This window comes from Oceanisphaera arctica (genome assembly GCF_002936955.1).
GTDB classification, from domain to species: Bacteria; Pseudomonadota; Gammaproteobacteria; order Enterobacterales; family Aeromonadaceae; genus Oceanimonas; species Oceanimonas arctica.
On the sequence record NZ_MPZM01000013.1, the window covers coordinates 1 to 13,969 of the forward strand.

The 13,969-nt window shown below is 57.0% G+C and carries 12 protein-coding genes; 1 reads left to right on the forward strand and 11 read right to left on the reverse strand.

Annotated features, from left to right (window positions below; translation table 11 throughout):
* Positions 1-158 precede the first annotated feature (158 nt).
* The 6 genes from fusA to UN63_RS07860 form a co-directional block, all read right to left on the reverse strand.
* Positions 159-2,252, reverse strand: a complete 2,094-nt coding sequence (gene fusA, locus UN63_RS07835; RefSeq protein WP_104486222.1) for an elongation factor G — start codon at positions 2,250-2,252, stop codon at positions 159-161.
* A gap of 428 nt (positions 2,253-2,680) precedes the next feature.
* Positions 2,681-3,955: a hypothetical protein gene (locus UN63_RS07840; RefSeq protein WP_229793532.1), complete on the reverse strand. Its 1,275-nt coding sequence runs from the start codon at positions 3,953-3,955 to the stop codon at positions 2,681-2,683.
* A 172-nt stretch (positions 3,956-4,127) separates the two neighbouring features.
* Entirely contained in the window at positions 4,128-5,063 is a 936-nt protein-coding gene (locus tag UN63_RS07845; RefSeq protein ID WP_219821093.1) for an ABC transporter permease, read from the reverse strand.
* A 5-nt stretch (positions 5,064-5,068) separates the two neighbouring features.
* Complete coding sequence (locus tag UN63_RS07850; protein WP_104486225.1) at positions 5,069-6,043, reverse strand: ABC transporter permease; 975 nt, start codon at positions 6,041-6,043, stop codon at positions 5,069-5,071.
* Between the two features lie 76 nt (positions 6,044-6,119).
* Positions 6,120-7,673 (reverse strand): ABC transporter substrate-binding protein, encoded by a 1,554-nt coding sequence (locus tag UN63_RS07855; protein ID WP_104486226.1) that lies wholly within the window; start codon positions 7,671-7,673, stop codon positions 6,120-6,122.
* A 20-nt stretch (positions 7,674-7,693) separates the two neighbouring features.
* A complete protein-coding gene (locus tag UN63_RS07860) occupies positions 7,694-9,433 on the reverse strand; it encodes a dipeptide ABC transporter ATP-binding protein (protein WP_104486290.1) in 1,740 nt (579 codons plus the stop codon).
* A 411-nt stretch (positions 9,434-9,844) separates the two neighbouring features.
* Here UN63_RS07860 and UN63_RS17075 point away from each other — a divergent pair, with 411 nt between their 5' ends.
* The gene (locus UN63_RS17075; protein ID WP_181068207.1) at positions 9,845-10,018 is read left to right on the forward strand and encodes a hypothetical protein; all 174 of its coding nucleotides are present in this window, start codon (positions 9,845-9,847) and stop codon (positions 10,016-10,018) included.
* A 319-nt stretch (positions 10,019-10,337) separates the two neighbouring features.
* Here UN63_RS17075 and UN63_RS07865 read toward each other — a convergent pair whose 3' ends face one another.
* From UN63_RS07865 to UN63_RS07885, 5 genes are all read right to left on the reverse strand, one after another.
* A complete protein-coding gene (locus UN63_RS07865) occupies positions 10,338-10,817 on the reverse strand; it encodes a phosphatidylglycerophosphatase A family protein (protein ID WP_104486227.1) in 480 nt (159 codons plus the stop codon).
* Positions 10,818-11,783 carry a thiamine-phosphate kinase gene (thiL, locus tag UN63_RS07870; protein WP_104486228.1) on the reverse strand — a complete coding sequence of 322 codons (966 nt, stop codon included), beginning with the start codon at positions 11,781-11,783 and terminating at the stop codon, positions 10,818-10,820.
* A 47-nt stretch (positions 11,784-11,830) separates the two neighbouring features.
* Positions 11,831-12,241, reverse strand: a complete 411-nt coding sequence (gene nusB, locus UN63_RS07875) for a transcription antitermination factor NusB (protein WP_104486229.1) — start codon at positions 12,239-12,241, stop codon at positions 11,831-11,833.
* Between the two features lie 13 nt (positions 12,242-12,254).
* Complete coding sequence (ribH, locus tag UN63_RS07880) at positions 12,255-12,722, reverse strand: 6,7-dimethyl-8-ribityllumazine synthase (protein WP_071471517.1); 468 nt, start codon at positions 12,720-12,722, stop codon at positions 12,255-12,257.
* 109 nt (positions 12,723-12,831) lie between these two features.
* Positions 12,832-13,812 carry a mechanosensitive ion channel family protein gene (locus tag UN63_RS07885; protein ID WP_104486230.1) on the reverse strand — a complete coding sequence of 327 codons (981 nt, stop codon included), beginning with the start codon at positions 13,810-13,812 and terminating at the stop codon, positions 12,832-12,834.
* Between the last annotated feature and the right edge of the window lie 157 nt (positions 13,813-13,969).

Below are 13,969 nucleotides of genomic sequence, written 5' to 3' on the forward strand. Positions count from 1 at the left end.
TGGGTTTACGGCGTGTCAGTGGAGCGGCCCTTTGTCCGACCTTAACAGAAACGCCAAATAGATCAGTTATTTAATCTGTTTGGTATTATCTTCACCCATAAAAAAACCGCTGCCGAGGCAGCGGTTTTTATCAAAGAACCAGCGTCTTTAAACCAGAATTACTTCTTGGCTTCAGCGGCTTTACGTTCTTTAACCTGAGCAACAACTTTTTCAGATACGTTGGCCGGGCAACCAGAATAGTGCGAGAACTCCATGGAGAACTGACCACGACCAGAAGTCATGGTACGCAGTGAACCAATGTAGCCAAACATTTCGGACAGGGGTACGTCAGCCTTGATGCGCACACCGGTTACGCCAGCGATTTGATCTTTGATCATGCCGCGACGACGGTTCAAGTCACCAATAACGTCACCAACATGGTCTTCCGGGGTGAACACGTCAACCTTCATCACCGGCTCAAGCAACTGTGGCTTGGCTTTGGCGATAGACTGACGGAACGCGCCTTTAGCAGCAATTTCGAACGCGATGGCCGAGGAGTCAACTGCGTGGAAAGCACCATCGAGCAGTTCGAATTCAACGTCCAGCACAGGGAAACCAGCGATGGTACCTGTGTTCATCATGCTGCCAAAGCCTTTCTCGATGGCAGGCCAGAATTCTTTAGGAACGTTACCACCCACAACGGATGATTTGAACAAGAAGCCAGTGTTCTGCTCACCTGGACGGATCTTATAGTCAATTTTACCGTACTGACCGGAACCACCAGACTGCTTCTTGTGGGTATAGCTGTCTTCCACTTCGGCAGTAATGGTTTCGCGGTAGGCAACCTGTGGCTCACCAACGATCAGTTCAACACCGTAGGTACGCTTCAGGATGTCGACCTTGATGTCCAGGTGCAATTCGCCCATGCCTTTCAGGATGGTTTCGCCGGAATCAATGTCAGTTTCTACGCGGAACGTTGGATCTTCAGCAATCATCTTACCGATAGCCACGCCCATCTTCTCGGAACCGTTCTTGTCTTTCGGCGCAACCGCGATAGAGATAACTGGCTCTGGGAATACCATGGCTTCCAGAGTACAAGGGTGCTTAGGATCACACAGGGTGTGGCCGGTTTGCACGTTCTTCATACCGATGATGGCGATGATGTCACCGGCTTGTGCCGATTCCAGTTCTTTACGCTCATCCGCATGCATTTCAACCATACGACCAACACGTTCGGTTTTACCGGTAAAGCTGTTCAGGATGGTGTCACCCTTCTTCAGACGGCCCGTATAAATACGTACGAAGGTCAGGGCACCGAAGCGGTCATCCATTACTTTAAAGGCCAAGGCTTTAAAGGGCAGAGCCGGATCAACGATAGCGAATTCGCCAGTTTCAACGCCTTCTTCATCAGTCAGCGGCTGAGGATCAACTTCAACTGGGCTTGGCAGGTAATCAACTACCGCGTCCAGTACCAGCTGCATGCCTTTGTTCTTAAAGGCAGAACCACAGTAAGTTGGGAACAACGCCATGGTACGAGTACCCTTACGGATACAACGCTTGATGTCTTCGATGGAGGGTTCAACACCTTCCATGTAAGATTCCATCAGGTCGTCGTCTTGCTCAACGGCACTTTCAACCAGCATTTCACGGTATTCTTCTACCATGTCAACCATGTCGGCCGGAACATCTTCGATGCTGTAGTTTTCTGGCAGACCAGTCTCGTCCCAGACGTAGGCTTTGCGGGTCAGCAGGTCAACAACGCCCTTGAAGTCGTCTTCGATACCGATGGGCAGCACCATAACAATGGGGTTAGCCGCCAGTACGTCACGAGTCTGCTGAACAACGCGCAAGAAGTCGGCACCGATACGGTCCAGCTTGTTGACGAAGATAATACGCGCAACTTCAGAGTCGTTCGCATAGCGCCAGTTGGTTTCTGACTGGGGCTCAACACCGCCGGAACCACAGAATACACCGATACCGCCATCCAGCACTTTCAGTGAACGGTAAACTTCAACGGTGAAGTCAACGTGTCCAGGGGTGTCGATAACGTTGAAGCGGTGGTCTTTCCAGAAACAACTTACAGCTGCAGACTGAATGGTAATACCGCGCTCGGCTTCCTGCTCCATGAAGTCGGTAGTCGATTCACCGTCGTGGGTCTCGCCCGCTTTGTGGATTCGACCGGTCAGCTTCAGGATACGCTCGGTGGTCGTGGTTTTACCCGCGTCAACGTGAGCGAAGATACCAATATTTCTATATTTTGATAATTCGGACATGATGCAACTTTTATGGTTGATTGAAGAAGTAGACGGAGTATGTGAAGAATACCGACACACCGCACATCAGATTTTTAGGCGCGTATTATGCAGTAGAACCTTGCCGGGCGCAAATAGCCACAGCGACAAAATCGAATGTTTTTTGAACAAGTCGAGCGCTCATTAACAACACTTATCGCCTCTGATCCGATGCCCGGCGGTTGCTGCACCTAGTATACATAGATCCCCTTGGGTCGGCTGCGTTTCACGCAACGTATGTTACATGCTGCCGCTCGCAACCTTGTAGTAGACCCAGGCGAACAGGCCGGCAAAGATTAATACGGTCAGCAACACCTTTAGCCAGATAAATTTCACGGTTTTCTCCTGCAAAAGACGCCACTAGATGGCGCCATCGATTCCAACACCCGAATGTTATACCAGCATCACGCTTAATCCACCCCGAGCAGGGCGGCCAGTATCCAGATGGCCACCACGACCAATGCCGACATCAGACCCAGATAGCTCAGGTTCCAACGCATGATCCGGAAAGAGTCCACCCCGTAGCGGCCCTGAAACGCCAGGTTGATGCCGGACAGGGGCCCGGTGGGCGTTCCCACCGCCCAGGACGACAAAAACACCAGCGCCAGCAGGGTATGATTCGGCTCAATCGGTGCCAGTACGGAGCCCGCCAGCGCGATACAGATAATGGGGTGAATACCCAGCAAGGACAACAACACAGTCGCCAGATAGGTCAGACTGGCCTCTGTGGCGCCAAAGCCGCCAAGTGGCAGGGTCCCCCCCCAGCTCGACAGCAGGCTTTCCAGCCCGTATGCCAGCACCCCGGCGGCAAGAAAGAGAGCCAGTTCGTTACCCATCTGCGGCAATCTGCCATTTACCAGCTGCCCCAGCCCCGCCACCGGCGAGCGTCTTCCCGCCGCCAATACCAGCAGGCTGAGCAAGGGCGACAGCAGGGTGATCACCGACAAAATGGACAGTGACGGCCACAGCTGATGCGACAACAGCACCCCCGCCGCCAGCAGGCCTGGTAGCCAGACCCCGCCCAGATGCAGCGGATAACCGACGAAGTCGCCGACAGGGGCGGTCTCCTCCCCGCCCTTCTGCCGGTACAACTGCCAGAAGGTCAGGCCCATGGCCAGCAGCGCCAGCGGCATGCTGACCAGCCAGAGCATACTCAAGCGGGCATCGGGCGCCACGCTCAGCGCCACCGCCATGGCGGCGAAAAAGGGCGACCAGAAGGCGGCTGCGGTAAAGCCACGAATAAGTACGATTGACTGTTCCCGGCTCAGGCTGCCCCGCCGGGCCAGACGATCGCCGATGATGAATACCGACGACAGGTTAATCACGGAGCCGAACAGATGAACCGCCCCCAGGGTAGAGGCCACCGCCCGGCGCCCGCGGGGCAAAGAGGCATCGTCCTCACCACCGGGGCGGCTCACCAGCCCGAGAAAACTCACCGCCACCAGCATGGAAAGCAGACTGCTGTTACCGACCAACAGCCGTTCAACATCCACCTCGGCGCCCTGCCAATGGCTCAATGCCAGACAACCGGCCCCCACCAGCAGCAACAGCAGTGCCTGAATGCGATTGCGCCGGGCCAACCCCGGCCACAACAACAGGGCCGCCCCCCAGTACCCCGCCCCGGCCCAGTTACGACTGACCGGCAGCCCCAGCAACTCCGCCGCCACCAGCGCCATGGCCGTCATGATCAGTATTCCGGCCAGCCGTCGGCGCGAAGTTAGAGGTGAAAGTGAGTACAGGGTGGCGAGCAAGGGAAGAAACTCCGTGTTGAGTACCGGGAAACCGCAATCATAACCTGCAGGCACTAAAAAAACGCCATGGCGTTAACCATGGCGTTTTGTCAGGCCGGGTTATGTCTTAACCCTTGTAAATCTTGGGGTTGAACACATCCCGCAGCCAGTCACCGAGCAGGTTGATCACCAGCACCAGTATCACCAGATAAATACCGGGGAAGGCGGTAATCCACCAGGAGCCGGAGAAGATGTAGCTGAAGCCCATGCTGATCAAGGAACCCAGCGAGGGTTTGTCTACCGGCATGCCCAGCCCCAGGAACGACAGCGCCGCTTCGCTCATGATGGCGTTGGCCACCTGCACCGTGGAGATCACCAGAATAGGCGACAGGCAGTTGGGCAGTATGTGGCGGAACATGATGCGCATGGACTTGAAGCCCATCACCTTGGCCGCCTCCACGTATTCCTTCTTCTTCTCCGCCAGCACGGTGGCGCGAATGGTGCGCGCATACTGGGGCCATTCGGCCAGGCCGATGATCACCACCAGCATCAGCACCGCATATTCGGCGTAAAAGTCCGCGCCCAGGGTGGCCTGAAACACCGCCGACACAATTATGGCCACCATCATGGTCGAGAACGACAGCTGCACATCGGCTATCCGCATCAAGAGGTTATCTATGCGGCCACCGAAGTAACCGGCAGACAGGCCGACCACGATACCGATCACCAGCTGCAGCGCCACCGCGCCCAGGCCGATGATCAGCGACACCCGCGAGCCATAGAGAATAGTGCTCAGAATATCCCGGCCCTGCACATCGGTGCCCAGCACAAAGCGTTCGTCGCCCATTTCCTGCCAGCTTGGCGGCAGCTCCGAGTCCAGAATGTCGATGGTCGCCAGATCGTAAGGGTTGTGCGGCGCGATAATCGGCGACAGCAAGGCGGCAGCCAGCAAGGACACAAACACCGCAAAGCTGACCATGGCCACCTTGTCACGCCGAAAATGGTACAGAAAATCCGACTGTTTGAAACGGGCCCAACGGCTCGGGTTAACGTCTGTAGTCATGGTGCTTATCCCTTCGCAGCCAGGTTAACGGTCGGGTTGATCAGACCGTAGATCAAATCGACGATGGTGTTGGTCACCACAAAGATGAAGCCGACAAAAATCACGTAGGTGGTGATCAGCGGCGTATCTACCCGGTTGATGGCGTCGAGAAACAGCAGGCCGATGCCCGGCCACTGAAACACGGTCTCGGTCAGAATGGTGTAGGCCACCATGGTGCCGATTTGCACCCCGCCTACGGTGATCAACGGCAACAGGGTATTTTTCAGCGCATGGATAAACCAGATGCGGTATTTGTCCAGGCCCTTGGCCCAGGCAAACTTGACGTATTCCGCGCTCAGCTGCTCCAGCATTTCAGAGCGCACCAGCCGGATGAACAAGGGCAGCATGATGGACGACAGCGCCACACTCGGCAGTATCAGGTTGCGAAAGCCCTGCCAGTTGAATAGCCCCGACTCCCAGCCCAGCGGGCTGGTCAGCGTACCGCGGCCATAGGCGGGCAGCCAGCCGAGTTCGATGGAAAACACATACATCAGCAGAATCGCGGTGAGGAACACCGGCACCGAAATCCCGATAATGCTCACCCCCATCACGGCCCGGGACAAAAACGCACGGGGCTTGATGGCGGAATAGACCCCCAGCGGTATGCTGAGAGCAATAATGAGGATGCTGGCACAAAACACCAGTTCCAGTGTGGCCGGTAATTTCTCGAAAATCACCTCCAGGGTCGGCTGCTTGTAAAAGTACGATGTGCCAAAGTCACCCTGCAGCGCATTGCCGATAAAACGGCCGTACTTGACCATGAAGGGATCGTTCAGACCCATCTCGGTACGCATCTCCTGGCGTACCTCTTCCGATACCGACTGGCCGACCAGCTCGCGCAGGGGGTCGCCCAGATTGTCCTGAATCGAAAACGCCACCAGGCTGATGACGAACATCACGATCAGAACCTGGAACAGCCGTTTCAGCAAAAACGTTAGCATCTTTTAAATTCCAACTGCGGGAATGGGGAATGGGGATTAGGGAATTGGGCGACTCCCTATTCCCTAGTCCCTGATTTTATTTGACGACCAGATCACCGAGGTACGGGAAGTCCATGGCGTTGACCACCAGCTCGGCTTCTACGTTGTTGCGCGCGCCCCAGGCCAGGTTCTGCCAGTGCAGCGGCACGAAGGCGGCATCGTCATACAGGATTTTCTCGGCCCGTTGCAGCATCACTTCGCGCTTGTCGCCATCGGTTTCCAGGTTGGCGGACTCGATAAGCGCGTCCAGCTCCGGGTTGGCGTAGTGGCCGCAGTTGTACTGGCCACGACCAGTTTCTTCGTTACGGGTCATGGTCAGAAACTCGGAGAAGTTGGCTGTGTCTTCGGTGTCCGAGTGCCAGCCAATCATCAGCATGTCGGCGGCGCACTTGTCGAACTCCGGCCAGTACTGGGCCACCGGCATGGTCTTGAGATCCACATCTATGTTGATGCGTGCCAGCATCGCCTTGACCGCCTCGGCAATACGGTAGTCGTTCACGTAGCGGTTGTTGGGCGCGATCATGCTGATCTTGAAGCCATCCTTGTAACCGGCTTCCGCCATCAGCTGCTTGGCCTTGTCCAGATCGAAACGCGGTGTCAGCTCGGGGTTGTGGCCCACATAACCGGCAGGCGGCTGCTGGCCCGCGGTGGTGCCAAAGCCACGCATGATGCGCTTGACGATGCCATCCTGGTTGATGGCATAGTTCACCGCCTGGCGCACACGCACATCCTTGAAGGGTTCAAAGCGATCCTGGTTCAGCTGGAAGGTGATGATGCGGGTACCCGCCTCTGTCACCAGCTTGACGCCATTGGCAGACTCGACCCGGGCGTGATCGTTGGGCGACACCGGCTTGATGAAGTCCACGTCACCGGCCAGCAGCGCCGCCACTCGGGTGGCGTCTTCCTTGATTGGCACCAGGGTCATGTTCTGTACGTTACCGGGCGATTTGGTATCCCAGTAATCGGCATTACGCTCGTATTCCACCTTCACACCCTGCTGGCGAAATTTGAGCTTGAAGGGGCCGGTGCCTGAGGTATGGGTAGAGGCGAAGGAGCTGCCGTGCTTGACCACCTCGCCCTTGTTCTTGCCGTCGTCGGTGCTGCCGCTGTAGAACTTGGAGTCCATCGGGAACAAATAGGTCAGGGTGTTCAGCACCAGCGGGAAGGGCCCCTTGGTCACCAGATCCACCGTGTGGTCATCGACCTTGGTCGCGGCGCTGAAGGGTTCGAAAATGGCCTTGAAGTCGGGAGACTCCTTCAGGCGTTTGAAGGTCCAGACTACGTCATCGGCGGTAAGCTCGTTGCCGCTGTGAAACTTGACGCCCTGGCGCAGATGAAAACGCATTGTGTTTTCATCGATGCGCTCCCATTTTTCTGCCAGCCGCGGCTCAAACTGAAAGTCCTTGGTCCAGCGCACCAAGGGATCGAACAGCAGGTGAGACATTTCCATGGTCGCACCGGACAGCTGCTCGTGCGGGTCCATCGACACCGGATCCGCGTCATAGGCGATGGTGATATCCGCCGCCTGTACGCTGAATGCCAGACCGGCCGCCAGCAGCGCCGCCGTTACTTTGTTGAGTCCTGATTTCATGAAACACTCCGTTGACATGATTAATATTGGCCCGCTTGGGCATTGGAAATGTCCAGGCCTTCCCGTGACATGCCCTTGAACTCGGGCATCAATGCAATCAGTGAGCGGCTGTAGGGATCTGCCGCATCGGTAAACAGTTGCTCGGTGGGCGCCACCTCCACAAGGGTGCCTTTCTTCATCACCCCTATGCGATCACACATCTGCCGGATCACCGGCAGATCGTGGCTGATGAACAGCATGGTCAGCTTCAGCTCATCCTGCAAATCCTTGAGCAAATTCAATATTTGCGCCTGTACCGACACATCCAGCGCCGAAGTAGGCTCGTCGCAAATCAGCAGCCGGGGCCTGGTGGCCAGGGCGCGGGCGATGGAAATGCGCTGGCGCTGACCGCCGGAAAACTCGTGAGGAAACTTCAGCCCCGCCGCCCGACCCAGGCCGACGTAATCGAGCAGGTCGTCGACGATGCCGCGGATCTGTGACTCGTTCTGCGCCAGATGGTGAAAACGGATCGGCTCGGCAATAATGTCCACCACCCGCATGCGCGGATTGAGCGATGAATAAGGGTTCTGAAACACCATCTGCATCTGCCGGCGCAGGGGGCGACGCTCCTTCTCGCTCTTGATGGCCGTGAGCTCTATGCCCTCGAACCAGATCTTGCCGGTATCGGGCGGATAAAGCCCGGTAATAGCCCGCGCTATGGTGGACTTGCCGGAGCCCGACTCCCCTACCAGACCGAAGGTTTCTCCTTCATGGATCTCGAAGCTCACATCGTTGGTGGCCTGCAGATACTGGCGGCGGGAAGGAAAAAACGAATCCTTGGTCACGAAGCGCAGATTGCAGTGCTCGACCCGCAACAAGGGCCCTTCGTAATCACGCTGATCCTGGCTCTGGCCCAGCCAATGGTGTTTGAGATCCAGGCTGGCCTTTTCTTTGGCGTCTTCGATGTAGGACACCAGCGGAAAGCGCCGCAGCTTGACGTCGGAACGGGGCACGGCGGAGATCAGGCTTCTGGTGTAGTCGTGCTCCGGCGTGCCCAGCACCCGGGCGGTGGGGCCGATTTCCATCAGGCGGCCGCGATACATCACCGCCACCCGGTCGGTGACGTTGGACACCACGCCCATGTCGTGGGTCACCAGCATGCAGCCCACGTTGCGCTCTTTGCACAGGTTACGGATCAGGGTCAGTATCTGGTCCTGAATCGACACGTCCAGCGCCGTGGTCGGCTCGTCGGCAATAATCAGTTCAGGGTCGCAGGACAAGGCGATGGCAATCACCACCCGCTGGCGCATACCGCCGGAAAACTGATGTGGGTACTGCTTGATACGCAGCTCGGGCTGGGGAATGCCCACGGCGTCGAGCAGCGAAATAGACTTTTTGCGCGCCGCATCTCGACTGATGTCGGTATTGGCCAGCAGGGTCTCGACCATCTGATATTCCACCGTAAACAGCGGATTGAGCGAGGTCATGGGATCCTGAAAAATAAAGCCGATGCGACTGCCGCGGATAGCACTCATCTCGGTCGGGTTCAGGCTGGAGATCTTCTCGCCGTCCAGGTAAACCTCACCACTGGCAATGCTGCCGGGCGGGCTCAGCAGATCGATAACCGCATTGCCGATGGTCGACTTGCCGGCGCCAGACTCCCCGACCACGCCGAGGATTTCGCCTTTTTCGATACTGAAGGAAAGATCGTCCACCGCGGCCATAACGCCATGACGGGACGGATATTCAATTCGCAGGTGTCTTACTTCTAACAGGGACATGTTCATCCTTAACCGGGCCCTCGCTTGCGCATCCTTCAACCGACCAGGTCTCAATAGTAGCCGGTGTATTATTGCCGAGCATGGACAGACGGCAACAAAAAAGCAACATTAAAGCGCCATTGTAAGCCTGTCTTCACACCAAAACAAACCGCGGTTATAGGGATGTAACTCACAAAATTAGCAAGATGTTTCGAGTATAAAACTATCGATGGTATTTATGACTAGAGGTATCATAGAAGCCAAAAGACTGACGATAAAAAGTAGGCTTTTGACTCTAATACCAATCTGATTAAGTAACCGATCTGTTTAGCTGCCCTGTAAAGGTCGAACGAAGGGACTGCTCCACCGAATCGCTCAAGCACCTCCCTGTGACGCTCAGCACATGACATCCGACCGCCATGGAGGGCGGGAGTGTCAGCATTGCAGGAGCCTTTGTTGACCTGTCATGTGATGGTCGACGAAGCAGATCCCTTCGTCCTCCTTGAAGCTCCGGCGTTGCCTGTAGGCGCCATCTGTGGGCAACTCGGTATTCCTGAAGAGGAAACAGAGATCGACTGCCACGACCGTGACATGCCAGGGCCGTAAAATGCTCCTGCCGTTCCGGCATTCCCGCCCTCCCTGGCGGTCAGATGGCATGTCCGAGCTTACATGGGGCGAGCTTGTCTCGCCGGGAAGAATTGTTTCTGACTGACCGAACATCCAGTGAATGTTCGCAGCAGGCTGAAACAATGAGTGTCATTCCCCGTAGCGTGTCGAGGGAGGCGGCTGTGTTGCCTCTGATCTGAGGCCCTAATATGACCAGATCATTACTGGGATTGGTATAAGGTCTGTTGGCCTAAGCGAGATTTGAAGGTTTGGCAGAAAGGAAGAGTGCCGCGCAGCCAGAAAGCTACGCGGCCATTGATTAGAGCAGTACCGCCAGCCCTTGCAGGCAGCCCAGGGCGAACAGCCCGGCGATAACATCGTCGAACATGATGCCGAAACCGCCGTGTATCCGCCGATCGAACCAGCGAATGGGCCAGGGTTTGACGATATCGAAGAACCGGAACAGCACGAAGCCCGCCAGTATCCACCAGGCACCGGCCGGGGCCGCGAACATGGTGATGCCAAACCCGATGATCTCGTCCCAGACGATGGCACCGTGGTCGTGACGGCCGATGGCGCTGGTAGCTGCGTTGCAAATCCAGATGCCGGCCACAAAGCCCAGCACCAGGATCAACAGATACCAGGGAGCCGACAGCCCCTGTATCAGCAGATAGAGCGGAATGGCCGCCAAGGTACCCATGGTACCCGGCATGACCGGACTAAGACCGGTGCCAAACCCCAGGGCCAGCAGATGCAACGGATTGGACAGCTTCAGCGCCGCCAGCTCAGGCTTTCTCATTCAGACACTCCGAAAATGATCCCAGCTTTGTGATGCCAGCTGATAAGGGCGTCCCTTAGATGTCAGCTCGACGCCCGGCTCACCGGCAAGCATACGCCCGACACGGGTAAACTTGACGCCACAGTGTGCCAGGGCGGTTTCGAGCTGCCCCCGGTACAACTCGGGTACGGTAAAGCACAACTCGTAATCGTCCCCGCCGGTCAATGCCAGCTCCCAGGCCTGCTCCCGCGACACCGTGGCCAGCATGGCGGCACTGAGCGGCAGTTGTTCCAACTCCAGCTGGGCGCGCATGCCGGAGGCGCGGGCCACATGGGCCAGATCTCCGGCCAGGCCGTCGGACAGATCCAGGGCACTGGTGGCAATGTCGCGCAGTGCCTGTCCCGCCAGAATGCGCGGATGAGGGTGCTCGAACTTGGTGCGTACAAAGTCCTTGTACTGTTCGGGTACAGTCACCTTGCCCTGTACCTGTTGCAGGCCCAGCGCCGCATCGCCCAGGGTACCGGTGACATAGATGCCATCTCCCACACGAGCACCGTTGCGCCGCAGCCCCTTGCCTTCCGGCAGAGTCCCGTGCACGGTCACGGTAATGGACAGTGGACCTCGGGTCATGTCGCCGCCAACCAGCGCCACGTTGTAATATTCCGCCAGCTCGAAGAAGCCGGCGCAAAAGCCCTTTATCCAGCTTTCGTCGACCTCGGGCAGTGTCAGGGCCAGCGACACCCAGCAGGGGTCGGCGCCCATGGCCGCCAGATCCGAGAGATTCACCGCCAGCGCCTTGTGGCCCAGGGCCATGGGGTCCATATCGGCAAAAAAGTGCACCCCGCTCACCAGGGTGTCGGTGCTGACCGCCAGCAGAGAATGGGGTGGCACCTGTAACAGGGCACAGTCATCCCCCGGGCCCATCAGCACATCCTTGCGGTGACTGGCGACGGTAAAATAGTGTTTTATTATTTCGAATTCATTCATATAAATGAAAAGCCAGCGACCGCTGGCTTTTTTCCCGTGCTTAATTGTTATTTTTTTAACTGCTTGATGACTTTATCGAGCACGCCGTTGACGAACCGGTGGCTTTCATCGGCGGCAAAGGCCTTGGCCAGTTCGATCGCCTCGTTGATCACCACCCGATAAGGCACATCTTCACGCCGGGTCAGCTCATAGGTGGCCAACCGCAGCACCGCCTTGTCCACCACATCCAGCTCGGCCAGCGGGCGCGACAGATAAGGTGAAAACACCGCATCCAGCTCTTTGACATGAACCGAGACCCCAAACAGCAGATCGCGGAAATAATCCAGATCCACCCCTTTGGTGTCCTGTTCCAGCGCAAACTGCTGGGCAATATCGGCCACGTTATCCTTGGTCATTTGCCATTGGTAGATGGCCTGGGTAGCGAGACGGCGGGCCTTACGGCGTTCAGACGGTTTCAATGCAGTACTCCTCTTAGTCCAGCGCTTGCAGGACGTTAATCATTTCAAGTGCGCTGAGGGCAGCTTCCGCGCCCTTGTTACCCGCCTTGGTGCCAGCGCGCTCGATGGCTTGTTCTATGTTTTCGGTGGTCAGCACTCCGAAGGCAATCGGCACTTCAAAGTCCATCATCACGCTGGCCATGCCTTTGCTGTTTTCATTGGCGACCAAGTCGAAGTGGTAGGTACCACCGCGGATCACGCAGCCCAGGGCAACGATGGCATCATAGTTACCGCTCTTGGCGAGCTTTTTGCACACCAGCGGCATTTCGATGGCACCCGGTACTCGTACCAGAGTGATGTTGTCATCTTTTACCTGACCCTGACGCTTGAGCACATCCAGTGCTCCGGCCACCAGGCTGTCGTTGATAAAGCTGTTGAAACGGGCGACGACGATCGCCACCTTGGCCTCGGGAGTGGCCATCAGCCCTTCGATTACCTTCATGGAAATCCCTGTTTGGACAAAAGTGCGCACATTCTAGCACAACCAGAGGGTGACAAAAGCCCAAACACCGGGAGTAAGTTGACAAAGGCGCCGGCTCGAGAAGCCTCCCCTACTCCGCTTTTGGCTGCACGTCTGCGGATGGCTTCTCTGCGGGTAACTGGTCTGCGGGTGGCACCTTGCGGTCACCCTCGGCAGACCCGGTTTGATCATGGAACAGACATAACCGGGTTTCGCCCGGCATATCGACATCGGCCTGCTCCAGCGTCAGCTTGATGGTTCTGACTACCGCCGCCCGTATCCGGGTCACGTCGCTCTGCTGGCTGCCAGTCCACCAGCGCACGCGGATGGTTACCCAGCTGGCCGCCAGATCCCAGGGCAGCGCCTGCACCTCCGGCTCCGACTCCACCCCTTCCAACCTGGTTACGGCGTCTTTTAGCAGCTCACAAGCCTGGTCGATGTCATCTTCATAACCGATGCCGATGTCGTACTGACTGCGCCGATACTCGTAGGCGGTTTTCACCAGCACCGCATTGGTATAGATATCGCTGTTGGGGATCACGATGCGACGGCCGTCGTGGGTCTTGATGATGGTGGCCCGGGTTTCGATGCGCTCGACCGTACCTTCATGGCCGTTAACCTCGATCTGGTCCTTGACGTTGAAGGGCTGCCGCAACAGGATCAACAGGCCCGCCAGCCAGTTTTGCAATATGTCCTTGAAGGCAAAACCGATGGCCACCGAGCTGACCCCCAGGCCGGCAATCAGATCGCCCGGTTTCAGGCTGGGGATGACGATGGTGGCGGCCAGCAGAAAGCCCAGCAGTACCAAGGCCCACTTTACGAAGCCGCCCAGCACCTCACCCAGGTTTTCCCGCCCCCGACTGTGGCTCTGGCGCAGGATCAGGCGACGAGTCAACACGCCGATACCATAAAACGCCACCAGCACCACCAGGGCCAGCAAGATGTTCGGCAGCAGGCGAATGCCGCCATCCACCCAGCTGTCGAGGCGTTCCAGTATCACCCCAGGGTCAACATCGATTTGTTGCGGCACATCCTGCGACTGAGCTTTCCCCGACTCGGTATGTTCTGCCATGCTGCTCTCCTGTTTGCCAGCCTGGTAGTCCCCCAACGGGGCATATCATGGCCGGACGTTGGCATTGATATTAAAAGCTTATGTACCAGCAAACTACTTCGCCACAGAATACGGCGACAAGACTCATGGCTGATACGGGGATAGGATGGATTTGGCA

Bases quoted from the DNA above. Each gene is read 5' to 3' on its own strand.
- UN63_RS07850 (WP_104486225.1), bottom strand. From the start codon at position 6,043: ATGCTAACGTTTTTGCTGAAACGGCTGTTCCAGGTTCTGATCGTGATG.
- fusA (WP_104486222.1), bottom strand. From the start codon at position 2,252: ATGTCCGAATTATCAAAATATAGAAATATTGGTATCTTCGCTCACGTT.
- UN63_RS07865 (WP_104486227.1), bottom strand. From the start codon at position 10,817: ATGAGAAAGCCTGAGCTGGCGGCGCTGAAGCTGTCCAATCCGTTGCAT.
- UN63_RS07845 (WP_219821093.1), bottom strand. From the start codon at position 5,063: ATGACTACAGACGTTAACCCGAGCCGTTGGGCCCGTTTCAAACAGTCG.
- thiL (WP_104486228.1), bottom strand. From the start codon at position 11,783: ATGAATGAATTCGAAATAATAAAACACTATTTTACCGTCGCCAGTCAC.
- UN63_RS07840 (WP_229793532.1), bottom strand. From the start codon at position 3,955: ATGACGGCCATGGCGCTGGTGGCGGCGGAGTTGCTGGGGCTGCCGGTC.
- UN63_RS07885 (WP_104486230.1), bottom strand. From the start codon at position 13,812: ATGGCAGAACATACCGAGTCGGGGAAAGCTCAGTCGCAGGATGTGCCG.
- UN63_RS07855 (WP_104486226.1), bottom strand. From the start codon at position 7,673: ATGAAATCAGGACTCAACAAAGTAACGGCGGCGCTGCTGGCGGCCGGT.
- ribH (WP_071471517.1), bottom strand. From the start codon at position 12,722: ATGAAGGTAATCGAAGGGCTGATGGCCACTCCCGAGGCCAAGGTGGCG.
- UN63_RS07860 (WP_104486290.1), bottom strand. From the start codon at position 9,433: ATGTCCCTGTTAGAAGTAAGACACCTGCGAATTGAATATCCGTCCCGT.